Origin of the sequence: Arthrobacter subterraneus, from assembly GCF_900099735.1 — a bacterium.
GTDB lineage: Bacteria > Actinomycetota > Actinomycetes > Actinomycetales > Micrococcaceae > Arthrobacter_D > Arthrobacter_D subterraneus.
Map to the genome: position 1 here is coordinate 21,768 of NZ_FNDT01000020.1, position 22,291 is coordinate 44,058.

The 22,291-nt window shown below is 65.1% G+C and carries 20 protein-coding genes; 18 read left to right on the top strand and 2 right to left on the bottom strand.

Translation table 11 applies throughout. From position 1 onward, the window contains the following. Positions 1–60: 60 nt before the first annotated feature. Together BLS52_RS15430 and BLS52_RS15435 are read left to right on the top strand one after the other, a co-directional pair. Positions 61–1,812, top strand: a complete 1,752-nt coding sequence (locus BLS52_RS15430) for a sensor histidine kinase (RefSeq protein WP_217636774.1) — start codon at positions 61–63, stop codon at positions 1,810–1,812. A gap of 72 nt (positions 1,813–1,884) precedes the next feature. Beyond that, positions 1,885–2,640, top strand: a complete 756-nt coding sequence (locus tag BLS52_RS15435) for a response regulator transcription factor (RefSeq protein WP_090587907.1) — start codon at positions 1,885–1,887, stop codon at positions 2,638–2,640. 14 nt (positions 2,641–2,654) lie between these two features. Here the strand turns inward: BLS52_RS15435 and BLS52_RS15440 are convergent, their stop codons facing one another. Then, positions 2,655–3,074 carry a hypothetical protein gene (locus tag BLS52_RS15440; protein WP_090587908.1) on the bottom strand — a complete coding sequence of 140 codons (420 nt, stop codon included), beginning with the start codon at positions 3,072–3,074 and terminating at the stop codon, positions 2,655–2,657. 490 nt (positions 3,075–3,564) lie between these two features. Between BLS52_RS15440 and BLS52_RS15445 the strand changes: the two genes are divergently transcribed. The 16 genes from BLS52_RS15445 to BLS52_RS15520 all read left to right on the top strand — a co-directional run bounded on the left by BLS52_RS15445 (position 3,565) and on the right by BLS52_RS15520 (position 21,854). After that, positions 3,565–4,227, top strand: a complete 663-nt coding sequence (locus BLS52_RS15445) for a GntR family transcriptional regulator (RefSeq protein WP_090587909.1) — start codon at positions 3,565–3,567, stop codon at positions 4,225–4,227. A 278-nt stretch (positions 4,228–4,505) separates the two neighbouring features. Beyond that, entirely contained in the window at positions 4,506–5,234 is a 729-nt protein-coding gene (locus BLS52_RS15450) for an SDR family NAD(P)-dependent oxidoreductase (protein ID WP_090587910.1), read from the top strand. Then, positions 5,227–5,820 carry a carboxymuconolactone decarboxylase family protein gene (locus BLS52_RS15455; protein WP_090587912.1) on the top strand — a complete coding sequence of 198 codons (594 nt, stop codon included), beginning with the start codon at positions 5,227–5,229 and terminating at the stop codon, positions 5,818–5,820. Before BLS52_RS15450 ends, BLS52_RS15455 begins: the two co-directional genes overlap by 8 nt. 47 nt (positions 5,821–5,867) lie before the next feature. Continuing rightward, positions 5,868–6,878 carry a TAXI family TRAP transporter solute-binding subunit gene (locus BLS52_RS15460; protein ID WP_090587932.1) on the top strand — a complete coding sequence of 337 codons (1,011 nt, stop codon included), beginning with the start codon at positions 5,868–5,870 and terminating at the stop codon, positions 6,876–6,878. Between the two features lie 6 nt (positions 6,879–6,884). Further along, positions 6,885–7,385: a hypothetical protein gene (locus tag BLS52_RS15465; protein WP_090587913.1), complete on the top strand. Its 501-nt coding sequence runs from the start codon at positions 6,885–6,887 to the stop codon at positions 7,383–7,385. Next, on the top strand, positions 7,382–9,682 hold the full coding sequence (locus BLS52_RS15470; RefSeq protein WP_090587915.1) for a TRAP transporter permease: 2,301 nt from the start codon (positions 7,382–7,384) through the stop codon (positions 9,680–9,682). The genes BLS52_RS15465 and BLS52_RS15470 overlap by 4 nt, the downstream gene beginning before the upstream one ends. Then, on the top strand, positions 9,679–10,908 hold the full coding sequence (locus tag BLS52_RS15475) for an MFS transporter (protein WP_090587916.1): 1,230 nt from the start codon (positions 9,679–9,681) through the stop codon (positions 10,906–10,908). The genes BLS52_RS15470 and BLS52_RS15475 overlap by 4 nt, the downstream gene beginning before the upstream one ends. Further along, positions 10,905–12,131 carry an L-2-hydroxyglutarate oxidase gene (gene lhgO / locus BLS52_RS15480; protein WP_090587918.1) on the top strand — a complete coding sequence of 409 codons (1,227 nt, stop codon included), beginning with the start codon at positions 10,905–10,907 and terminating at the stop codon, positions 12,129–12,131. Before BLS52_RS15475 ends, lhgO begins: the two co-directional genes overlap by 4 nt. Continuing rightward, a complete protein-coding gene (locus BLS52_RS15485; RefSeq protein ID WP_090587920.1) occupies positions 12,128–13,018 on the top strand; it encodes a dihydrodipicolinate synthase family protein in 891 nt (296 codons plus the stop codon). Before lhgO ends, BLS52_RS15485 begins: the two co-directional genes overlap by 4 nt. Beyond that, entirely contained in the window at positions 13,019–13,792 is a 774-nt protein-coding gene (locus BLS52_RS15490; protein ID WP_090587921.1) for an SDR family oxidoreductase, read from the top strand. It abuts the gene before it with no gap. A 99-nt stretch (positions 13,793–13,891) separates the two neighbouring features. Then, a complete protein-coding gene (locus tag BLS52_RS15495; protein WP_090587923.1) occupies positions 13,892–14,752 on the top strand; it encodes a fumarylacetoacetate hydrolase family protein in 861 nt (286 codons plus the stop codon). A gap of 106 nt (positions 14,753–14,858) precedes the next feature. Further along, positions 14,859–16,031, top strand: coding sequence for a CaiB/BaiF CoA transferase family protein (locus BLS52_RS15500; protein ID WP_090587924.1), 1,173 nt, complete (start codon positions 14,859–14,861; stop codon positions 16,029–16,031). A gap of 4 nt (positions 16,032–16,035) precedes the next feature. Next, positions 16,036–17,190, top strand: a complete 1,155-nt coding sequence (locus BLS52_RS15505) for an acyl-CoA dehydrogenase family protein (protein WP_175460197.1) — start codon at positions 16,036–16,038, stop codon at positions 17,188–17,190. After that, positions 17,187–18,926 carry an IlvD/Edd family dehydratase gene (locus tag BLS52_RS15510; protein WP_090587928.1) on the top strand — a complete coding sequence of 580 codons (1,740 nt, stop codon included), beginning with the start codon at positions 17,187–17,189 and terminating at the stop codon, positions 18,924–18,926. The genes BLS52_RS15505 and BLS52_RS15510 overlap by 4 nt, the downstream gene beginning before the upstream one ends. Before the next feature lie 476 nt (positions 18,927–19,402). Continuing rightward, positions 19,403–20,899, top strand: coding sequence for a hypothetical protein (locus BLS52_RS15515; protein ID WP_090587929.1), 1,497 nt, complete (start codon positions 19,403–19,405; stop codon positions 20,897–20,899). 58 nt (positions 20,900–20,957) lie between these two features. Beyond that, a complete protein-coding gene (locus BLS52_RS15520; protein ID WP_090587931.1) occupies positions 20,958–21,854 on the top strand; it encodes a DNA adenine methylase in 897 nt (298 codons plus the stop codon). A gap of 98 nt (positions 21,855–21,952) precedes the next feature. Here BLS52_RS15520 and BLS52_RS15525 read toward each other — a convergent pair. Beyond that, a partial coding sequence (locus BLS52_RS15525) for a transposase (RefSeq protein ID WP_139186293.1) occupies positions 21,953–22,291 on the bottom strand: 339 nt, incomplete at its 5' end.

A 22,291-nucleotide genomic window follows, 5' to 3' on the forward strand; every position in this document is an offset into this window, starting at 1 on the left:
TAGACTCGGCAGGACCAGCATCAACACACGGGTCTGTCTTTCGACCGAAGGGGACGAGTCTTGGGCGCAACCGGCGAGTTGGGTATTCCGGTGGGCAATGCTTTGTTAGTGGACTCGGACGTCGACCTGCTCGCCGAGATTGCGGGCAGCCTCCGGGAGGCCGGGTTCGCCGTCGCGGCCCACAGCGATATGGTCCGCGGGCTCGAAGAGGCGCGCGAGTGCAGGGCTGATGTTGCGATCGTCGGCGCCGGAATGGCCCTGGAATACCTTGCGACCATCGCCAAGGAGGCCGACCACCTGCTGCGCAGGGACATCCCGGTAGTGCTCATCGCTTCCTCGGCTGACCAGGTCACGTCCCACCCCGAACTGGCAACGCGCTCCAGCGACTACCTTCTGTTGCCGATCGCCTCAGCCGAACTGCTGCACAGGGTCAACACCGCAATCCACCGCAATCGGCTGCGCCAGAAGCGAAGCAACGAGTCCGCGTTCCTTCGCGAACGGGTCAGGCGGATCTCCGAAGAGATCCGCCACACCAACGAGCCGGCGAAAATGGTCCAACTCACTTTGCAGGGCATCGGTGAGGCGCTCGAGGCGGACGAGGTGGCCCTGCACATCTTCAACGACGAACGGGTCTCCTGCGACTCCGCACGCTGGCTGCGCGGTGAGGGTTGCGGACAACCCAGCGACGTCAGTGCCGAGCAGGAGGAACTGCGCGAGCTGGGCACCGACCTCTGGCGAACCTCGGGCTCTATGGCCGTGAGCCCCGGGAGACCCCACGAGATCCCGCGTCACCTGCCGAAGATCCGCGCCCGGATGGAGGGTTTCACCCGCTGCGGGCTGCTGCTGCCGATCGGCGAGGGCGCGTCCTCCTTCGGAGTGCTCTGGATAGCGGCCGATCGCGGCCACCGCAAGTGGTCCAATGCCGAGATTGCGCTCCTCCAGCACCTGATCGGCAACCTTGCCTACGGCATGATACAGGGCCAGCTGATCCTCGGCCAGCAGCAGGTGATGAACCGCCTCCGGGAGCTCGACGCCGCCAGGGATGGATTCATCGCCACTATCCACCACGAGTTGCGCACTCCCCTGGCCTCGATCCTCGGCTATGTTGAGTTGCTGCAGGAAGGCGACGCCGGGGAACTGCCGGCAGCCGCGCGGAGAATGCTGTCGGTCATCGAACGCAACGGGCAGCGGCTGAGCACCCTGGTGGAGAACGTCCTGGCCCTGTCAGTGCTCGACGCCGGCACCCGGCTTGGTAACGCCCGGATAGATCTGGAACCCCTGGTCGAGTCGGTGGTCGCCGACCTGATGCCCCTCGCCGCCGCTAAAAACATCTCTATCCGGGTAACCCCGGCAGATTCGCCGCAGCACGTGCAGGGCGTGGGCGAACTCCTGAAACGCACCTTTGTGAATGTCCTGTCCAACGCAGTGAAATTCACGCCCGGCGGCGGAACGGTCACCGTTAGCTACGGTGCCGAAGACCCTCACACGAATAACAGCGACGACGACAGCGGCCCGGGCGGCGGTGCCGGCAACCGCAACCGCAACCGCAACCGCAACGACATCGTTGAACACAGCCGCGGCATGGTGCGGATAGCAGTGGAGGATTCCGGCATCGGCATCCCCGCCGAGGAACTTCCTCATCTACTGACCCGCTTCTACCGGGCGTCCAACTCGGTTGCTGCGGAGATCCCCGGCACCGGGCTCGGGCTGCCGATCGCAGCACAGTCTGTGGAACGCCACGGCGGCAGGTTCTCCATCCACTCGGAACTGGGTTCGGGAACGACGGTCACCATTGAACTGCCCCGCGCGTGAGCGCGGGGGCAGGAGTCACAATGTGGACAAGACAGGTCCCCGCTCCCCGCGCGTTCTGGCAAGGTACTACCTATGGGTACTGATTCTTACGAGCGCACGGCGCTCGTTGTCGAAGACGATTCCGACATCCGCGAGCTTCTGGCACTCACGCTCTCGATGGTGGGATTCAACGTCATCGAGAGCGCCAGCGGAAGGGAAGCCATCTCCCTGGCCCGTGAGCACACTCCGGACCTTGTGACGCTGGACCTGAACCTTCCCGACCTTGACGGGATGGAAGTCTGCCGACAACTACGGCCGACGACGGACGCCTACATCGTGATGGTCACGGCCCGGGTGGAGGAGATCGAACGGGTGATGGGGCTGGAAATCGGGGCAGACGACTTCATCGTCAAACCCTTCAGCCCGCGCGAAGTGCGCGCCCGGGTTGCCGCGATGTTCCGCCGCCCCCGGTCCATCGGGGAACCCGGACCGGCGGCAGCCGAGGCCAACGAGCCGGAAGAGGCAGCGGAAGTGGATGACGCCGTCGTCGTCCATGGTTCGCTCTCAGTAGACGTCGAGGGGCGGGTGGCGCGAATCAACGGTGATGAGCTGCCGCTGACCAAGATCGAGTTTGACCTGTTGGCCACACTGATCAGTGGGGCCCGCAGGGTGTGGACACGGGAAACGCTGTTGTCCCGGGTATGGGGCGAGGGCTGGACGGACGACCATCACCTCGTGGAGGTACACATCCGCAACCTGCGGAAGAAGCTTGGCGAGGACACCAGGGAACCGCGGTTCATCAAGACGGTCCGGGGCGTCGGATACCGGATGATCCCGGTCGAGCAGTGATGCCGGTCGAGCAGCTAGGAATCCGGCCTGTGCCGACCGGCATCCCGGGGGTGCGCTTCGGCGCTGACGGTCTCTGCGACGTGGGTGAGGAACCGCTCGGCCTCCCGGGTGAGCGCCGGCAGGGAGTCGGTCCTGCGTCCGCTGCGGACGTCGGCGAGGCAGCGCCCCACTACGTACTCGAGCCGCGGCGCTCCCACCATCCGGGACCCGACGCTGAGGCTGAGCAGGGCTGTCACCGCCGCCTGCTCGTTTCCTGACCGGATCTCGACGGCGACTTCCTCGATGCGCCCGGGCAGCAACCTGGCAAAATTGTCCCGGTATCGGAGGGCATCGGAGACGGCCGGCAACTCCGCGGCAAGCTGCTCAATCACCTCGACCCGGTGCACCGGCAGGTCCTCGGGGACGCAGTCCCCCGGCTCCAACGGCTCGGGCACACAGTCCCCCGGCTCCAACGGGCGGAGGAGATTCCGGGGTAACGCGGACTTGGATTTGTTCGTCAGCCAGGCCACCGCATGTGCTCCCAACCTGTTACCCCACGTCAGCCTCCGGATCGGCGGACGGTCCGATCCGGAGAAGTCTGATACCACTGTGAACCACGCGTCTCAAGGCTGCGCTCGCATTTGGGCGAAGCTTTCCTCAAGAATGGTGGGAACCGGTGCGGACGAGGCAGCTGTCCCGGCGAACATCGGGAGGCGGTGCCGGTGTTTTTGAACCGCAGGCACTTCTTCAGGAGCACCTACCCGTCTCCGGGTCGCGCGGTATGTTGAACTAGAGTCAAGCGGGAGGTGCGGCGCCGGCACTCGGTGGCCGCCCGGCCCAGGGAGTACCGCTACGGAGCCCCACCAAACACGGAACGCAGAACGCAGAAACGGAAAACGGAACGCACCGCGGACGGCAGCAGTACCAGGAAAGGGAGGGCGGAGCATGGCCGGCACAGCGCGTAGGCGCCCGCCAACCGCCCAGGCGTTCGCCCTGGCCGAGCTCCGCCGCATGATCATCGCCGGAGAGGTACAGCCCGGCGAACCCCTGAGGCAGGACGCACTCGCTGACCGGCTCGGCGTCAGCCGGGTCCCGCTGCGCGAAGCATTCAAGATCCTTGAGGGTGAAGGCCAGATCGTCTACGAGCCGCACCGCGGCTTCAAGGTTGCCCGGTTGTCGCTCGCGGACCTGCTTGAGACATACCGGATCCGGCAGCTTCTGGAGACCGAGGCCGCCCACGCCGCCGTGGAACGCGCTGACGACTCGGTTCTTCAGGCTATGAAGGATGCCGCCCGTGAGGTGGAGGCGGCCAGTGCGTCGGCGGACATCCTGCCCATGACCGAGGCAAACCGCAGGTTCCACTTCGTGCTGCTCTCCGCGTCCGGAATGCCGCGGCTCGATCGGCTTATCCAGGTTCTCTGGGACGCCACCGACACCTACCGCTTCGTGTACTACGGCGTGCCCACCAACCGGCATCGCGTTGAGGAGGAGCACAACCTCATCATCGACGCCTTCGCCGACCGTGACGCGGACCGCCTGGTGAAACACATGGACGAGCACCGCGACCACGCCGTCGAAGCCCTCCGAAAGTTCCTCGACGCCACATAGGCGAGCAGCAGCGCCGACCAGTTTCCGAACCCCGGCACGCATCCGGCCTGCCCAACGGCCGCGCCCGCTTTGCCGCCACCCGCCCGAGCCCGGCTCGCAGACCCCCTAGCGCAGGAGGTCAGTAACATGTCACACTCTGATAACAGTCCCCCACAACCCCAGTTACCTCTGGTAACTTTTCGTGTGACGGCGGTTACACTGGGTACTAAATTTGTATACAATCTCCAATAACCGCCTTCGCTCACAAGCATTCGACGACGAAGCAAAGGATCCAATTCGTGGACAACTGGCTAGGACTTGCCGATCGGCGCGTGCTGGTGGCCGGCGCCGGCGGCATCGGTGAAGCCTGCACAGCAGCATTCACCGCAGCGGGCGCCCGCGTGGTCATCGCAGACATCGACGAGTCCCGGCTCCAGCGCCATGAGAACGGCCTCCGCGCCGACTTCTCCACGGTCGAAGGCTGCGAAGACGCCGTCGCGGCAACCGTCGACACACTCGGCGGGATCGACATCCTCTTCCACGCCGTCGGCGTCAACCACCGTGTCCCCATCCTCGAGACCGCGGACGAGGACTGGCAGCGCACCATCGACATCAACCTCACCAGCGCCTTCCGCCTCGGCAAGGCCGCCGGAAAACACATGGTCAACGCCGGTTGGGGCCGGCAGATCTACTGCTCGTCGGTTTCCAGCCTCCTCGCCCACCCGGACCACGGGCCCTACGCCGCGAGCAAGGGCGGCATCAACCAGATGATGCGCGTCATGGCCCGTGAGTGGGCCGCCAGCGGAGTCACGGTCAACGCCATTGCCCCCGGCTACACCGAGACGGACCTGACCAAGGGCCACCTGGACAAGCCCGGCGTTCGCGAGCACTACACCTCGCTGGTCCCGGCCGGGCGGCTGGGCTACGTCGAGGACCTCACCGGCCCCGTCCTTTTTCTTGCCTCCGACCAGGCGTCCTTTGTCACCGGGCACGTCCTCTACGTGGACGGAGGCCGGACCCTTGTCTAGCACTTTCCCCCTCCTCGCGCCGGACGGACTGGCGGCGGACCAGCAGGATCTCTACGAAAAGATCACCGCGGGCCCCCGCGCCAACGGCCCGTTCCGGATCATGCACGACGACGGCTCCCTCGCCGGCCCGTTCAACGCACTCCTCTTTGCGCCCGGAATCGGCAACGCGGTGCAGGAACTCGGCGCCGCGCTCCGCTTCAAGGGCGAACTCCCCAGCCGTACCCGGGAACTGGTGATCTGCGCCGTCGCGGCAGCCCTGAATTCCGAGTACGAGTGGTACGCGCACAGCCGGGCGGCCGTCGTCGTCGGCGTTTCCGAAGAGGAGCTGGCCCAGCTGGAGGCGGGCGATGTTCCGGCCAGTGCCTCGGAGAGTGAACGAGCGGCGCTCGAGCTCACCCGGGAACTGATCGCCGAGGCCGGCGTCACGGACAGCGTCCGGGCGCAGGCGCACACACACTTCGGTCCGAATGGACTGACAGAACTGACAGTCCTCGTGGGGTACTACCGCACCCTTGCGGGACTGCTGGCCGTGGCTGACGTCCGAGCCCCGGCTGACACCGCTCCAGAGAAGGGGCATCACCAATGAAGATGAACACCGCACCGAGTATCAATTACCAATCAAGGGAGAAATCCATGTCCAGCACCATGAACAAGGCCCGCGGAACGCGCATCGTTGCCGCCGCTGTCCTTGCACCGGCACTGTTCCTGACCGCCTGCGGCAGCCCCGCACCCAGCGGCGGCGGTGACGGCGGCGGGGCCGCAGATGGCGGCGGAGGCGCGCTCTCCATTGCCACCGGCGGCACCGGCGGCGTCTACTACCCGCTGGGCGGCGGTTTTGCGACCGTCATCCGCGACAATGTCGAGGGCTACGACGCCACTGTCCAGGAAACCAACGCCTCCGTTGACAACATCCTGCTGCTCGAAAGCGGAGCCGCACAGCTCGCCCTTGCGGTGGGCGACGTTGTCTCGGACGCTGTCGAAGGCGTCAACGACTTCGACGGCAAGCCCCAGGAGATCTGCTCCCTCGGCAACGTCTACAACAACTACCTGCAGCCGATCACCGTCGAGGAAACCGGCATCCAGACCGTTGAGGACATGAAAGGCAAGGTCATCTCGGTGGGCGCCCCCGGCTCGGCAACGGAAGTTGCTGCGCTGCGCACCCTGGAAGCCGCCGGCCTTGACCCCGAGGCTGACATTGACCGCCGCCAGCTCGGTGTCGCCGAGACCGTCGCCGCATTGCGTGACGGCACCATCGACGCCGGATTCTGGTCCGGCGGCCTGCCCACCGGCGCAATGATCGACCTCGCGGCCGACGGCGACATGGTGATCGTACCCATCGGTGAGTACGCCGAACCGATGGCCGAGGAATTCGGCGAATTCTATGTCGAAGAGGAAATCCCTGCCGACACCTACGAGGGACAGACGGAACCCGTCTCCGTGATCGTCTCGCCGAACATCCTGGTGGCCCCGTCCAGCATGGACGAGCAGCTCCAGGAGGACATCACCACGGCGCTCTTCGAGAACAAGGAAGCACTGGTCCAGGTGCACCCTGCCGCAGAGGAGATGGACCCCGCCACCGCCGGTGACGTTCCGTTCGTCGAGACCTGCCCGGGTGCCCAGAAGTACTTCGACCAGGCTGGCTAACCAACCATGCGCAAGCTCGCCGTCGTCGTCGCCGTCCTCGTGTGCCTCGGCACACTGGCCGGCGTGACCGCGGGGATCGCTGGGTCATCCCAGCGCTTCCTCACGGTGACCAGCGACGACGGCGAGCTGGCGCGGGTGCCCCTTGACGGGGACACCTTCGCGGTGAGCTACCGCAACTCGATCTACCAGACCCTCGCTGAGGAACGCTATGAGGCCCAGCCGGACGGTTCCTACCGCCTGGTTGAGATAGCGGCCGACCAGCTTGCGGTCCTCGAAGAGTATTACGGCGTGCCCGGCGCCCCCACACCCGCCGGATCACAGGACCGACGCAATTACGTTGTACCGCCGAACCCGGAGCGTCCGGTGGTCTTTGACACTCTCTCTATTGCTGCCACGGACCTCGGGCAGCGCACTCTCCACGTTCCCGGACAACCGCCACTTGAGCTGTGGCCCCTCGTCGGGAATGACAATCCGTTCATTGTGCTAGACATCAAGGAGACCCGATGACCGAGCGACCCGACGGCAAAGGTGCCGCGCCCGCCCGAGCAGGCGAACATGGGGAGACGCCGCCCGAGGAGGTGCAATCCACGGAAGTGACTTCCACGGAGGCGCACCACAAGGACAAGCATGCCCACGGCGCACACCGGGCCACCTCCAGCCGGAACGCCGACGAGAAGTACAACGCATCGCCGGATCCCTTCAAGGACACCGACGGCAAGCTGGACGAAGAGGCCCTGATTGCCGAGTTCGAGGCGGAAAAGCCGGCCCGGCACCTCACCGGCACGCCCGCGCTGATCATCAAGGTCATCGGTGTGGCACTGTCAGTCTTCGGGCTGTACTGGGTGTTCAACCCGATGGCCACCCAGTTCTACCTCCCGGCCTTCCTCATGATCGGCCTGTCGATGACATTCCTCGTCTACCGCGGCTGGGGCCGTTCGGACAAGGACAAGGAGAAGGGCAAGGCGGACAACCCGCACATTCTCGACTGGGCGCTGGCTGTCGTCGCCGCCGTCCCGTTCCTGTACATCATCATGGACTGGGACGGCTTCTTCCGCCGTGCGATTGTGCCCACCTACCTGGACCTCATCATGGGCACCATCGCCATCCTGGTGGTCCTGGAGGCGGCACGCCGCACGGTCGGGATCCTGGTGCCGCTGGTGGTGATCGGATTCTTCGCTTACGCCTACTTCGGTCCATACATCCCGGCTCCGTTCGGCACGTCCTCGTTCGGCTGGATCCGCCTCGTGGGCCACAACGTGATGGGAACACAGGGCATCTTCGGGGTGCCAACGGACGTGGCGGCGACGTACATCATCCTGTTCACTATCTACGGCGCCGTGCTGACGGCGTCGGGAGCCACCAAGTTCTTCATTGACCTCTCCTTCTCCGCGTTCGGGCAGTCCAAGTCCGGTCCCGGACGCACCGTGACCCTCGCGGGCTTCCTGCTCGGTACGGTGTCCGGCTCCGGTGTTGCCACCACGGTGACCCTCGGTGGTATCTCGTGGCCGCTGCTGAAGAAGGCCGGCTACCCCAAGGAGAACGGTGGTGGTGTCCTCGCGGCCGCCGGTATCGGCGCCATCATGTCCCCTCCAACCCTCGGCGCGGCCGCCTTCATCATCGCGGCGCTGCTGAACGTGTCCTACCTCGAGGTTCTGATCTGGGCCACTATCCCCACCCTGCTGTACTACCTGGGCATCATCCTCGCCATCGAGATGGACGCGCGCCGATTCAAGACCAAGCCGGTCCAAATGCAGACCCAGCACCCTGGCAAGCTGCTGCTCCGCTTCGGCTACCACTTCAGTTCGCTGATCGCGATTGTGGTGTTCATGGCCACCGGCATGACCCCCTTCCGTGCAGTGGTGTACGCCACGGTCCTCGCGTTCCTGCTCAGCTTCCTCGACAAGCAGTCCTGGATGTCCCCAAAGAAGATCTGGGACGCGCTGGCCACCGGCGCCACCGGCGCACTCTCCGTCATCCCCGTGATGGCGGCATCGGGCATCATTGTGGGCGTCATGACGCTGACGGGTCTCGGCCTGAAACTCGCGAACATCATTGTGGACTTCGCCGGCGGGTCCCTGTTCCTCACCGCCCTGTACTCCGCGATTTCCGTCATCCTGCTGGGCCTCGCGGTCCCGGTCACGGCGAGCTTCATCATCTCCTGGGTCATCATCGGGCCTGCCCTGCAGGACGTCGGCGTGCCGGGTTACGCCGCGGCGATGTTCATCTTCTACTACTCCGTGCTCAGTGAGGTCTCGCCTCCGACGGCGCTCTCCCCGTTCGCTGCATCCGCGATCACCGGCGGCAAGCCCATTCCAACAATGTGGCTCACCTGGCGATACACGCTCTCGGCGTTCCTCGTGCCCTTCATCTTTGTGCTGTCGGGTCCGGGCGTTGGACTGCTCATGCAGGGCGGCGTGGGCACTGTGCTCCTGGCGCTGGTGGTCTCCGCGATTACCGTCGCTTCCCTCGCCGTAGCGTTCGGCGGCTGGATCGCCGGGCCGGCGAATTGGCTGGAGCGCACCCTGATCGGCCTCGGTTCCCTGCCGCTGCTGGTGATGGAGCCGATGTACATGATGATCGGCGGATCCATGGTGGCCCTGGGACTGGCACTGCACTTCATCCGCAGGAAGCGGCACTCCTCCAAGGACGATTCCCTTCAACCGGCTGCTGACACTCCTGAAACGGTAACGGCCGGTTCAGAGGCCCCAACCGCCGGCACCCAGAAGGCGGAGAGCCCGACGACGGCGACTTCCGTCCGCAGTGAGACCTCCGCTCGCAAGGACACCGGGTCCGAACACTCGTGAACCTACCGTCCTCCGGACGGCCTGTAACCACCCTGTTGCAGGCCGTCTCGGTCACCACCACCGGGGTACTGCCTGCGTTCCTTCTGGGCGCACTGGCGGTGCAGATCCGCGACGACCTCGATCTGGGGCCGGCGCAGATGGGCATCGCCGCGGCAACCCTGTTTGCGGTGGCCGGCACCCTCGCCCGCCCGATGGGCAGCATTGTCCAGCGGGTGGGAGCCGGGCGCGGCATGGTCTACTCGGCCTGCCTTGCCACCGTGGCGTTGGCCGGCGCCGGTGCAGCACCGTCATTTCCCGTTTTGGTGGCGGCGCTGTTCATCGGCGGCCTGGCCAACGCCATGGCCCAGCCCTCGGCGAACCTCGGCATTTCCCGCAGTATCAGCAGCAACCGGCTTGGCCTGGCGTTCGGCGTCAAGCAGTCCTCCATCCCGATGGCGTCGCTGCTGGGCGGGCTTGCCGTCCCCGGCGTCGCGCTGCTGCTCGGCTGGCGGTATGCCTTCTTCTTCGGCGCCGCGCTGGCGCTGTGCCTGGCCTTCTGGGCACTGGTCCGCGGTCAGGCACCTCTGGCACTGACGACGGCGGCAGCCCACCCGGAAGACCGCGGCACCCCGCGCGCGGGGCTGGTGGTCCTCACCGTCGGGGCCGGGCTTGCCGCGGCGGCAGCCACTTCGCTCGGTGTGTTCCTCGTGGACTCCATGGTGCAGTCCGGCATCGCGCCGAGCACCGCCGGATACCTTTTCGCCGGGGCAGCGGTGATCGGCCTCGGCATCCGCATCCTCCTCGGTGCAATCATGGACAAGATGCCCACCCGCAGCCCCTATGTACTGATTGCCAACCTGCTGGTGGCCGGCGTTGTCGGTTACTGGATGCTCAGTGTCGGCTCCGCCGCGCTGATGGTGATCGGCACCCTCCTCGCCTACAGCGCAGGGTGGACCTGGCCCGGGTTGCTGCACTTCGCCGTCGTCCGTGATAACCGGCTGGCAGCCGCCTCGGCAACCGGCGTGGTGCAGACCGGGCTGTCGCTCGGCGCCGCCGGTGGGCCGCTGCTGTTCGGGCTGCTGGTCAGCGCCACCTCCTATTCCACTGCCTGGGTGGTGGCCGGCGTCGTAGCGCTGGCTGCTGCCGTTACCTTCCGCATCGGTCGCCGGATGATCCGCAAGTCGCGGGGCGTTCCGGTGTTCACCCTGCGGCGCCCATTCACCAACCCTGTCAAGGAGACTTCATGACATCCACTCGCTATGCGGTGATCGGCGGCGGCATTCTCGGGACCGCCGTCGCGCGCCGGCTCCTCCAGCAGCAGCCGGACGCCACGGTGACCGTCCTCGAAAAGGAGTCTTCGCTGGCCGCGCACCAGACCGGCCGGAACTCCGGCGTAGTGCACGCCGGACTGTATTACACGCCGGGGTCCCTGAAGGCGAAGCTGTGCCGCCGCGGGGTGGAGCTGCTCAAGGAGTACTGCGGCTCGAAAGATTTGGCCTACGACGAGATCGGCAAGGTCCTTGTCGCCCGGAACGCCGTGGAGGAATCACGGCTGGGCGACATCATGACCCGCGCCCAGGCCAACGGCGTCCCGGGCGTGCGGATCATCGGCCGCGACGAGCTGAAGGAACTGGAACCGCACGTTGAGGGCGTCGGCGCCCTGCACTCCCCGCACACGGCGATCGTGGACTACGGCGCGGTCACCCGGGCCTTCGCCGAGGACGTGCGTGCCGCCGGCGGCACCGTGCACACCGGGTTCGAGGTCACCGGCATCACCCGCCGCGGCGAGGAAACCCTGGTGACCGGAACCCACAACGGGACGGACACCTGGGAGGTCTTCGACACGGTCATCATCTGCGCCGGGCTGCACGCGGACCGCGTGGCGAAGCTGGCCGGGGACCGGGAAGACCCGAAAATTGTGCCGTTCCGCGGCGAGTACTACCTCCTCCGCCCCGAGAAGCGGGATCTGGTCCGCGGGCTGGTGTACCCGGTCCCGGATCCCCGCTACCCGTTCCTCGGCGTGCACCTGACCCCGCGCACCGACGGCGAGGTCATGGTGGGGCCCAACGCGGTGCTTGCCCTGGCACGTGAAGCCTACGGCTGGGGCACCGTGTCCCCGCGCGACCTCGGCGACGCCGTGGGCTACCCCGGCTTCCGGGCCTTCGCGAGACAGCACTGGAAGACCGGCGCCGTCGAAATGGTGGGTTCGCTGAGCAAGCGCCGCTTCGTTGCCGAGGCCCGCAAGTACGTGCCGGAACTGTCCATTGACGACGTCGTTCCCGGTCCCAGCGGCATCCGCGCCCAGGCGCTGGACCGTGACGGCTCGCTGGTGGACGACTTCCGCATCACCCGTCAGGGCTCGGTACTGGCGGTGCGGAACGCGCCGTCCCCGGCGGCAACCTCATCGCTCGCGATCGCCGAGCACATTGTTTGCCTCGTACTGGATTCCGATAGTAAGGAAGTTGCATGACGCACTTGAAGAAGGGACTCTGGGGTGTGCTGGCCACGCCGTTCTCCGGGCCATCGTTCGATGTGGACACCGAGTCGCTCCGCCGCGAGGTGGCGCTGTACACGGGCATCCCGTCCACCGGCATGGTGGTGCTCGGGGTGTTCGGTGAGGGCAGCACGCTGGACACTGCCGAGCAGCGGCTCATCGTCTCGACCGTCGCGGAGGCGGCCGGGGACACCCCGCTGGTGGTCGGTCTGTCGGCGCGTTCCACTCACGTGGCAATCGAGCAGGCCCGCACCGCCGTGGAGGCCGCCGGGTCCAACCTTGACGCGCTCATGGTGCAGGTGAACACGCCGCAGCCGGACGCCCTGACCGCCCACTTCACCGCGATCCACGAGGCAACCGGCGCCGACATCGTGCTGCAGGACTACCCCGTGGCCTCCGGCGTGAAGATCAGCACCGCGCAGATCCTCGCCGTCGTCGAGCGTTGCCCGTTCATTGCGGCCGTGAAGTCGGAGGCACCGCCCACCGCTGCGGCGATTGCCGCGCTGACCCGTGCCACCGACGTGCCCGTCTTCGGTGGGCTCGGCGGCGTGGGGCTGATCGACGAGCTGGCTGCCGGCGCCTCGGGCGCCATGACCGGCTTCTCCCACCCGGAAGCGCTGCAGACGGCCATTGAAGCGAACGACGACGGCGGCTTCCGCGCTGCCCGCGATGCCTTTGCACCGTGGCTGCCGCTGGCGAACTTCGAGGGTCAGCCGGGCATCGGCCTTGCGCTGCGCAAGGAGATCCTCAAGCGGCGCGGGATCATTGCCGATGCTTCCGTCCGTCCGCCGTCGCCCACGCTGCCTGCCGAACTGGCCGACATGATCGATGCACACCTCGATGCTGTTAAGGAGCTTGCCTAGATGGATACCGGACTCAAGGGGAAGAACGTACTGGTACCGGGGTCAAGCTCCGGGATCGGGCTGGCCATTGCGCAGGCGCTGGCCGAGGAGGGTGCCAACGTGGTGCTCGCCGCGCGCCGGGAGGACCTGGTGCGAGCCGAGGCGGAAAAGCTGCCCTCCGCCGTCGGGGTCGGGATTGACCTGAACCTGGACGGGGCGCCGGAGCAGCTGGTGGCCGCCGCGGAGAAGGCGTTCGGGCCCATCGACGTGCTTGTGCTCAACAGCGGCGGACCCGCCCCGGGTGGAGCGGCCGACGTCACCGGTGAACAAACCCTCGCCGCCGTGAACCAGCTGCTGCTGCAGCACATCACGCTGGTGTCCCTGGTGCTGCCCGACATGCGGGAGCGCGGCTGGGGCCGGATTGTCGCCGTCGGGTCTTCCGGGGTGCAGGCGCCGCTGCCCAACCTGGCGCTGTCCAACATCGGCCGTGCCGGGCTCGCCGGGTACCTCAAGACGCTCGCCAACGAGGTCGCTGCGGACGGGGTCACCGTGAACATGGTGCTGCCCGGGCGGATCGACACGGACCGCGTGGCGTCCCTGGATGCCGGCGCTGCCAAGCGCACCGGCAAGACGCCCGAGGAGGCACGCAAGTCCTCCGAGGCGACGATCCCCGCCGGCCGGTACGGGAAGCCGGAGGAGTTCGGCGCCGTCGTGGCGTTCCTGGCGAGTGTGCCGGCAGCCTATGTCACCGGTGAACAGATCCGCTGCGACGGCGGCCTGGTCCGTAGCTACTAACCCCTTCCCGTTGATTTGGCAGGACACACCCCGTTTGACCCGCCTTTCACGGCGTGTCCTGCCAACTCAACGCACCCGCAAGAGAAAAGAAGAAGCATCATGGAACACACCCTGCACCTCTGCTCCGTCCGTGAGGGCTCGGACGAGCTCGCCGCCGTTGTGCACCCGCAGCGCGGCCTCGCCCTGGTCCGCGACCTGCTGCCCGGCTGGCACGGCGACGTCCGCGAGATCCTCAGCGAGGAACTGCTGGACAAGCTGGAGAATCTCGTTTCAACGGTCGACGACGGCGCTTTCCGCGACCCCGATTCCGTCACCTACGGTGCCCCCTACCGGCACCCGCGGATGCTGTGGGGCATCGGGCTGAACTACGTGGAGCACGCGTCCGACCTGTCCGAGGGTGTGCCGGAGGAACCGGCGTCGTTCATCAAGGGCGACCACACGGTCATCGGCCCGGGCGAGGACATCCCCATCCCGTCGCAGAGCGAGCGGACCACCGCGGAGGGGGAGGTCGCCGTCGTCATCGGGCGGTACTGCCGCAATGTGGAGGTGGAGGAGGCGCTGGACTATGTGGCCGGTGTCGTGCCCGTGCTGGACCAGACGGCCGAGGACATCCTGCAGCGGAACCCGCGGTTCCTGACCCGGTCCAAGAACTTCCCGGGCTTCTTCTCCTTCGGGCCGCGGATTGTGCCGCTGGCCGAGGCCGTGGGGAACGGGACGCTCGCGGACATGGAGGTGTCCACCGTGGTCAACGGCGAGGTGCTGCGGACTAACACCGTGTCCCACATGCGGTACAGCCCCGAGTACCTGGTCAGCTTCCACTCGAAGGTGATGCCGCTCTACCCGGGCGACATCATCTCCACCGGAACGCCGGGCGCCATCCACATCAAGCCCGGGGATGTGGCGGAAGCACGGGTGTCGAACGTGGGGACGTTGACCAACCCCGTGACGCAAGGCAGCTAGCACCACCACCCCCGCGTTGAGTTGGCAGGACACACCCCTTTTGACCCGCCTTTCACGGCGTGTCCTGCCAACTCAACGCACCAGTAAGTAAAGGAGATGACGCGTCATGGGCACGTCAGGAGCAGGACCGCTCGAGGGCATCCGGATCGCGGACTTTTCCCGGGTCCTCGCGGGACCGTATGCGTCGATGATGCTCGCCGATTTCGGGGCGGACGTGATCAAGGTGGAGAGCCCTGCCGGGGATGACACCCGGTCCTGGACGCCGCCCGTCGACGAGCACGGCGTCGGCACGTACTTCTCCAGCGTGAACCGGAACAAACGCTCGGTGGTGTGTGACCTGCGGACGAGCGAAGGCCTAAAACGCGCGAAGGAACTGGCGCTGGGCTCCGACGTGATCATCGAGAACTTCCGACCCGGCGTGATGAAGAAGTTCGGCCTGGACTACGAGACGCTGCACGCAGAAAAGCCCGACCTCATCTACTGCTCCATCACCGGATTCGGTTCGACGGCGGGAGCCCACCTTCCGGGGTACGACCTCCTGGTGCAGGCCGTCGGCGGGCTGATGAGCGTCACCGGGTCGCTGGACTCGGAGCCGAGCAAGGTGGGGGTGGCGCTGGTGGACGTGGTCACCGGGCAGAACGCGGCGCTCGGGATCCTCGCGGCGCTGCGGCACAAGGACGCGACGGGCACGGGCCAGCGGATCGACGTGAACCTCCTGTCGTCGCTGCTGGCGGGGCTGGTGAACCAGGCGTCGAGCACTTTGGCCACCGGCGAGGCGCCGCAGCGGATGGGGAACGCGCACCCGTCGATCGCGCCGTATGAGACTCTTGCCACGGCCGACGGACCGCTGGCCGTCGCCGTCGGGACGGACCGGCAGTTCGGGTCCCTAGTCCGCATCCTCGGGGTCCCCGAACTCGCCGACGATGAACGGTTCCGGACCAACACCCAGCGCGTGGCCCACCGCGACGAGCTCAAGGCGCTGCTCGAGGAGCAGCTCGCCAAGCGTCCCGCGGCCGAGTGGTCCGCCGTCCTCTCGAAGGAGGGCGTCCCGGCCGGGAAGGTGAACTCCATTATGGAGGCGCTGGACCTGGCCAAGGAGCTGGGACTTGATCCCGCCGTCGAAATGGCCGACGACGCCGGCCCGCGCACCAGCCACCAGGTCGCCAACCCGATCCACCTGTCCGAGACCCCCGCGAGCTACCGGCGCCTGCCGCCGCTGCTCGACGAACACAACGATGCGGCGTTCACGCCGCTCCCAGCCACCTCAACCGGAAAGTAGAACCATGTCTGTTGACCTTCTGTCCATCGACTCGCTCCTGTCGCAGGAGGAGATCGAGCTGCGTTCCAAAGTCCGTTCCTTTGTGGAGACGGAGATCAAGCCGAACATCGCCGAGTGGTATGACAATGCGGTGTTCCCGCTGGAGATCGTGCCGAAGATGGCCGAGCTGGGCGTGCTCGGCATGCACATCAAGGGGTACGGCTGCCCGGGCCGCAGCTCGGTGGAGTACGGCATTGCGGCGATGGAGCTTGAGGCGGGCGATTCCGGCCTGCGCACGTTTGTGAGCGTGCAGGGGTCGCTGGCGATGAGCGCGCTGGCCAAGCACGGCTCCGAGGAGCAGAAGAACGAGTGGCTGCCGCGCATGGCTGCCGGAGAGGTCATCGGTTGCTTCGGGCTGACGGAGCCTTCTTCCGGCTCCGACCCCGGATCCATGACCACCTTTGCAAAGCGCGACGGCGATGACTGGGTTATCAACGGCGCCAAGCGGTGGATCGGGCTGGCATCGGTGGCGCAGGTCGCGATCATCTGGGCCATGACCGACGACGGCGTCCGCGGCTTTGTGGTGCCCACGGACACTCCGGGGTTCACGGCGACCCCGATCACGCAGAAGCTGTCGATGCGGGCGTCCATCCAGTGCGACATCACGCTTGAGGACGTGCGGCTGCCGGAGTCGGCGATGCTGCCGAAGGCCAAGGGGTTGCGCGGCCCGTTTGAGTGCCTGAACGAGGCGCGGTACGGCATCATCTGGGGCGCGATGGGTGCGGCGCGGGACAGCTACGAGGCGGCGCTGAACTACTCGAAGGAGCGCCTGCAGTTCGGCAAGCCGCTGTCCGGGTACCAGCTGACGCAGCAGAAGCTCGTGAACATGGCGCTGGAGATCAACAAGGGCACGCTGCTTGCACTGCAGGTAGGCCGGCTGAAGGATGCCGGGACGCTGGAGCCGTACCAGATCTCGGTGGGCAAGCTGAACAACTGCCGTGAGGCGATCGAGATCTGCCGGGAGGCCCGTGCGATGCTCGGAGGTAACGGGATCACCCTGGACTACTCGCCGCTGCGGCACGCGAACAACCTGGAGAGCGTGCGCACGTACGAGGGTACCGACGAGGTGCACACCCTGATCCTGGGCAACCACATCACCGGGACGCCTGCGTTCCGATGAGCTCATCCTCCCCCGCACCCGAACCCACCGGCCTTCGCCGCGGCCTCACCAGCTACGGCGACGCGGAATTCTCACTGTTCCTCCGGAAGGCGTTCATCAAGGGCGCCGGGTATTCGGATGATGCGCTGGAGAGGACCGTCGTCGGAATTGTGAACACCGGCAGCGGCTACAACCCGTGCCACGGCAACATGCCGGCGCTGGTGGAGGCCGTGAAGCGCGGCGTAATGCTGGCCGGTGGGCTGCCGGTGGAGTTTCCGACCATCTCGGTGCATGAGAGCTTCTCCTCCCCCACCAGCATGTTCCTGCGGAACCTGATGTCGATGGACACGGAGGAGATGATCCGCGCGCAGCCGATGGACGCCGTCGTGCTCATCGGCGGGTGCGACAAGACGGTGCCGGCGCAGCTGATGGGTGCGGCGTCGGCCGGTGTGCCGGCGGTTTCGCTGGTCACCGGGTCGATGCTGACCGGCGGTTACCGCGGCGAGCGGGTCGGCGCGTGCACGGACTGCCGCGCGTTCTGGGGCAAGTTCCGTGCGCAGGAGATTACAAAACCAGAGATCGACGACGTGAACTCGCGTCTGGTGGGCAGCGTCGGCACCTGTTCGGTGATGGGGACGGCAAGCACCATGGCGTGCATCGCCGAGGCGATGGGGATTGCGTTGCCCGGGTCGGCTTCGGCGCCGGCGGTGACGGCGGACCGGGTGCGGATCGCCGAGCGGACCGGAACGCAGGCTGTGGCGTTGGCTACTGCCGGCGTTGCCCCGTCGTCGATTCTGACGCCCGCTGCCTTTGAGAACGGGCTGCGGATGCTCCTGGCGATCGGTGGCTCGACGAACGCAATCATCCACCTGACTGCTGTAGCCGGGCGGCTGGGCATCAAGCTGTCGCTGGACGACCTGGACCGGATGAGCGCGGAGACGCCGGTGTTGGTGGACCTGAAGCCGTCGGGCAAGTACTACATGGAGGACTTCCACCGTGCCGGCGGCGTGCCTGCCGTGCTGCGTGAGTTGGGTTCGCTGATCAACCGCGACGTGCTCACCGTGACCGGCCGGACGCTGGGTGAAGAGATCAACGACGCCGGTCCGGGCTTCCCGCAGGACATCATCCGACCGCTGTCGGAGCCTATCTACCCGCAGGGCAGCCTCGCGGTGCTGCGAGGGAACCTGGCGCCAGGTGGGGCGATCATCAAGCAGGCGGCGGTATCCCCTGCCTTGCTCGAGCATTCCGGACCGGCGGTGGTGTTCGAGAACGCAGCCGACTTGGCTGCCCGGATCGATGACCCCTCGCTGGACGTCACGCCGGACTCAGTGCTGGTGCTGAAGAACATCGGTCCGGTCGGTAACCCCGGCATGCCGGAGGCGGGCTACTTGCCCATCCCGAAGAAGCTCGCTGCCCAGGGCGTGAAGGACATGGTACGGATCTCGGACGGCCGAATGTCCGGCACGGCGGCTGGTGCGGTGGTGCTGCATGTGACGCCGGAGTCGGCGATCGGTGGGCCGTTGCGGCTGGCGCGGACCGGGGATGTAGTTACGTTGAGCGTGAGCCGGCGGCTGGTGCAGATGGAGGTGTCTGAGGAGGAGCTGGCGCGGCGTGAAGCGGAACTCGGTCCTGCAACGCCCACGGTCCCACAGCGTGGCTACCGGCGCCTGTATGTCCAAGAGGTGACCCAGGCGGACGAGGGCTGCGACTTCCATTTCCTTCGGGATTCAGGAGAAACGCCCAAAACGTCGGCCTAATGACGACCTGCCGGATTGTATTGCGACGTCAAAGGGCTGTTAAGGGGTCCATATTAGTTGACATAGCAATCTTTTCATCGGCTCCTGATTATTCGGGGACAGCGACGTACGGGTACCTCGTTGTGAGTTACCGGGGCTGTTGAAGGCGTCAATAGAGCCCCTTCACTGAATAGCCCGCAATGAGGTCCCAACGGTCTTGTGCTCGTGCAGGGCAGAGCTGCCGCGGCCCGTGCGGTCGCAGAGTCGCCGGGGAGCTGATCTCGGACGATCACCTTCGCGAGAATGAGATGATTCTGTATAGCGAAGAGGCCAGCGAAAGCGGTCAAAACCCGCGGAGGATCGTTCAGCGCAAGCCCTGAGATTGAGGACGCCACTGCAGGCAAAAGATGCAAGGAGGACTGCCCTAGAATCGATCTGAAGTCTCATCATTCATCTGCACTGCGCATGTGTAGATCCACGTTCGGGGAAGGTTAATCGTGGCAGAGAAAATCACAATAGGATGGCGGGATCTGCGAGATTTGGATCTGGATCCTGACAACCCACGCCATGAGCGAGGACTGACTCGTTCCGATGTCATCGCGCAGTTCGTGAAGAGAGAGAACATCAGGCCGCTCGCGCGCGACATCGTGCAGCACGGACTGAGCCCGTTAGAACGTTTTGGTGCCATCAAGGACGCCGGCAACGACCTCGTAGTGGTTGAGGGTAATCGGCGTCTGTGCGCTTTGATGCTTCTACACGATCCGTCGCTAGCTCCCACTCCCGAGGAACGAAGGAGTTTCGAGAGGCTCTCAAGGTCCTTCGATCCCTCCGGGCTTGAGATAGAGCTGGAAGTCTTCAGCTCGCGAGAGGAAGCCAACATTTGGTTGGAGCGCAAACATCTCGGGGAAAACAACGGCCTCGGTACACGTGGATGGAACCCAGTACAGCAGGCACGTCATTTTGGAGACACAGGCAACACGTTGGCACTCGCACTCATCGATTACGCCGCCGATAAGCGCCTGATTAGCCCTCGCCCCGACGGCATTCTGACCACTGTTACCCGTTTCTTGTCCAATCCCTTCGTTCGCCGGCACGCCCTCCTCATTACAACGGGAGCCAGCGACGCTGAGTTTTCCTTCAACGGCACCCGGTCTTTGTTTAACCGTCGGCTGCAACGACTGTTAACGGACATCATCAATAGCACCAATGGAGCCAGTTCTCGGACCACGGCGTTGGAACGGGAAGAATACGCTAGGAAACACCTGGTGCCCATGAGTGATGACGACGTAGAAGATGACGACATCGACGGAGAGGCGGACCTCGATGACAACGATGCATCAACGGATGCGCAGGCTGGCAACTCCGACGCAGGAGACCAATCCGGAGGGACTGACTCGTCTGATGACATTTCTGAAACCTCGGACCACAATGCCAGCCCGGATGCCAACAGCGATGAGGGCAGTGACGGCGGCCCCACTGGTGCACAGGGCGGAGGAACCTCGTCGGCACCGAGTAGACGGCTCAAGCTTGTGGACCCCGATGCTTTCCACCCGAGTCTACGAGACAACGGCCTGCGCCGAATTCTGCTGGAGCTGCACCTGGTCACAAGAAGAACTCCTGCCTTGGCAGCCATCGGCGTGCGTATCTTCATCGAAGCCATCACCGTGGCCTATCTCGAAAATCGCATGAACCGCACTGTTGCTGAGCGAGACAAGCTACATGTTCTTGCGCAGCAAGCGTTAGCGGACCTCAGTGAGAAAGCGAGGCAGAACCTTCTCGATCTATCGACCAAAGAGAAGAATGCGTTACGGATGCTGCACAACCAGGTCACTAACTCGAGCTACGTCTTCAGCGCCGCCTATCTCGGGGCGGTAGCGCACGGGAGCGCTTTTCCGACGTGGGAGCAGCTCACCGCCGCCTGGGATGAGATCGCGCCGATCCTCATGGTGCTCGCAACCAACTGTGAAGCTCCCCTCGATGGTCGAGAAGAGTAACCCTGGCCAGAATCCCCACTGGTTATTAATCTCGGCATTGAGAAAGTAGGAGTTACTCATGCCTGTCACACCATCACCCTTACGCTACCCGGGGGGGAAGTCAGCGCTTTTTGACCTGACGTCCCAGTTGCTGCGCGACAATCAGTTGAATAAGCGCACATATGCGGAGCCGTTCGCGGGCGGCGCGGGTCTGGCTCTGCGCTTGTTGTTCGAAGGCGCAGCCCGACGCATAGTACTCAACGACCTTGACGCCGGCATCTACTCTTTCTGGGATGCCGTACTCAATGATCACGAGCGCTTCATTGACACGATGAGATCCACTCCTATCACCGTGGAAGAATGGCTGGTGCAGCGCGAAGTACATCGAGCAGCTACAGAACCATCGTTTGAACTGGCATTCGCGACGTTTTTCCTAAACCGAACCAACCGCTCCGGGGTAGTGAAAGGCGGAGTCATTGGAGGTCTGGATCAGCAAGGTGCATACAAAATCGACTGTCGCTACAACCTAGAAGATCTCGCCGCAAAGATTAAGCGCATAGGACGGTATCGCGATGACATCGAACTTTTTCGGCACGACGGTGAGGACTTCCTCAAAGAAATCGACACTAGGGATCGCGTCGTCTTCTTCATCGATCCTCCTTACTATCTGAAGGGCTCAGGTCTCTACACGAACTTCTATGTCGCGGCGGACCATCAAAGGCTCGCTGCGAGCATTCACTCCCTTGAGAACCCTTGGCTTCTCACGTATGACAACACCCCCGAGATTACTCGCCTGTACCCACGACATCGACGACATACCTTCGACTTGAATTACTCCGTCGGCGTGAAACGCGTTGGTACTGAACTGATGGTCACCAGCTCACACTTCAGCCAGATTTCTTCTTCGCGCCTTCGCTGTGAAAGCCCAGAGCGAGTGTGCATTCCGCTGTACGGGGCGTCTTCAATTCGCAACTAGCAACACCGCAGGATAGCTCCCCGTCCACTGGACTCCGCTTTAATTGAAAGTGAGATCACACGACCGCTCCAATCCCCTAATCTGGCAACTTAACGGGCTCATCGTAATTGAGGGTGTAGCCGGGGTCTGAAGCCGCCTGATTCGAGCAGGCTGCGGACAATGTAGTTTGTGAGGTTCCGAAATCCCAGAGCTGAGCCGCGGAGGTGCTCGAGGCGACCGTTGATGGCCTCCGTGGGCCCGTTGCTGGTGCCGGGGCGGTCGAAGAACGCGAGGACGTCAGCGGCACGCTGCTTCAATGTCCGGCCGACCCGCCGGATCTCGATGAGTGCAGCCGGAACGCCGCTGGTGACCGAGCCGATCACGGCCTGCATCATCTGCTTCCCCCGTGTCTTATTCGGTTCCCGGTAGGCGGCGACGATCCGCTGATAGATGCCCCA

What these genes read in the sequence shown, in the direction of transcription:
- BLS52_RS15435 (WP_090587907.1), top strand. Translation starts at nt 1,885, where the DNA reads ATGGGTACTGATTCTTACGAGCGCACGGCGCTCGTTGTCGAAGACGAT.
- BLS52_RS15445 (WP_090587909.1), top strand. Translation starts at nt 3,565, where the DNA reads ATGGCCGGCACAGCGCGTAGGCGCCCGCCAACCGCCCAGGCGTTCGCC.
- BLS52_RS15460 (WP_090587932.1), top strand. Translation starts at nt 5,868, where the DNA reads ATGTCCAGCACCATGAACAAGGCCCGCGGAACGCGCATCGTTGCCGCC.
- BLS52_RS15465 (WP_090587913.1), top strand. Translation starts at nt 6,885, where the DNA reads ATGCGCAAGCTCGCCGTCGTCGTCGCCGTCCTCGTGTGCCTCGGCACA.
- BLS52_RS15470 (WP_090587915.1), top strand. Translation starts at nt 7,382, where the DNA reads ATGACCGAGCGACCCGACGGCAAAGGTGCCGCGCCCGCCCGAGCAGGC.
- lhgO (WP_090587918.1), top strand. Translation starts at nt 10,905, where the DNA reads ATGACATCCACTCGCTATGCGGTGATCGGCGGCGGCATTCTCGGGACC.
- BLS52_RS15485 (WP_090587920.1), top strand. Translation starts at nt 12,128, where the DNA reads ATGACGCACTTGAAGAAGGGACTCTGGGGTGTGCTGGCCACGCCGTTC.
- BLS52_RS15490 (WP_090587921.1), top strand. Translation starts at nt 13,019, where the DNA reads ATGGATACCGGACTCAAGGGGAAGAACGTACTGGTACCGGGGTCAAGC.
- BLS52_RS15495 (WP_090587923.1), top strand. Translation starts at nt 13,892, where the DNA reads ATGGAACACACCCTGCACCTCTGCTCCGTCCGTGAGGGCTCGGACGAG.
- BLS52_RS15500 (WP_090587924.1), top strand. Translation starts at nt 14,859, where the DNA reads ATGGGCACGTCAGGAGCAGGACCGCTCGAGGGCATCCGGATCGCGGAC.
- BLS52_RS15505 (WP_175460197.1), top strand. Translation starts at nt 16,036, where the DNA reads ATGTCTGTTGACCTTCTGTCCATCGACTCGCTCCTGTCGCAGGAGGAG.
- BLS52_RS15510 (WP_090587928.1), top strand. Translation starts at nt 17,187, where the DNA reads ATGAGCTCATCCTCCCCCGCACCCGAACCCACCGGCCTTCGCCGCGGC.
- BLS52_RS15520 (WP_090587931.1), top strand. Translation starts at nt 20,958, where the DNA reads ATGCCTGTCACACCATCACCCTTACGCTACCCGGGGGGGAAGTCAGCG.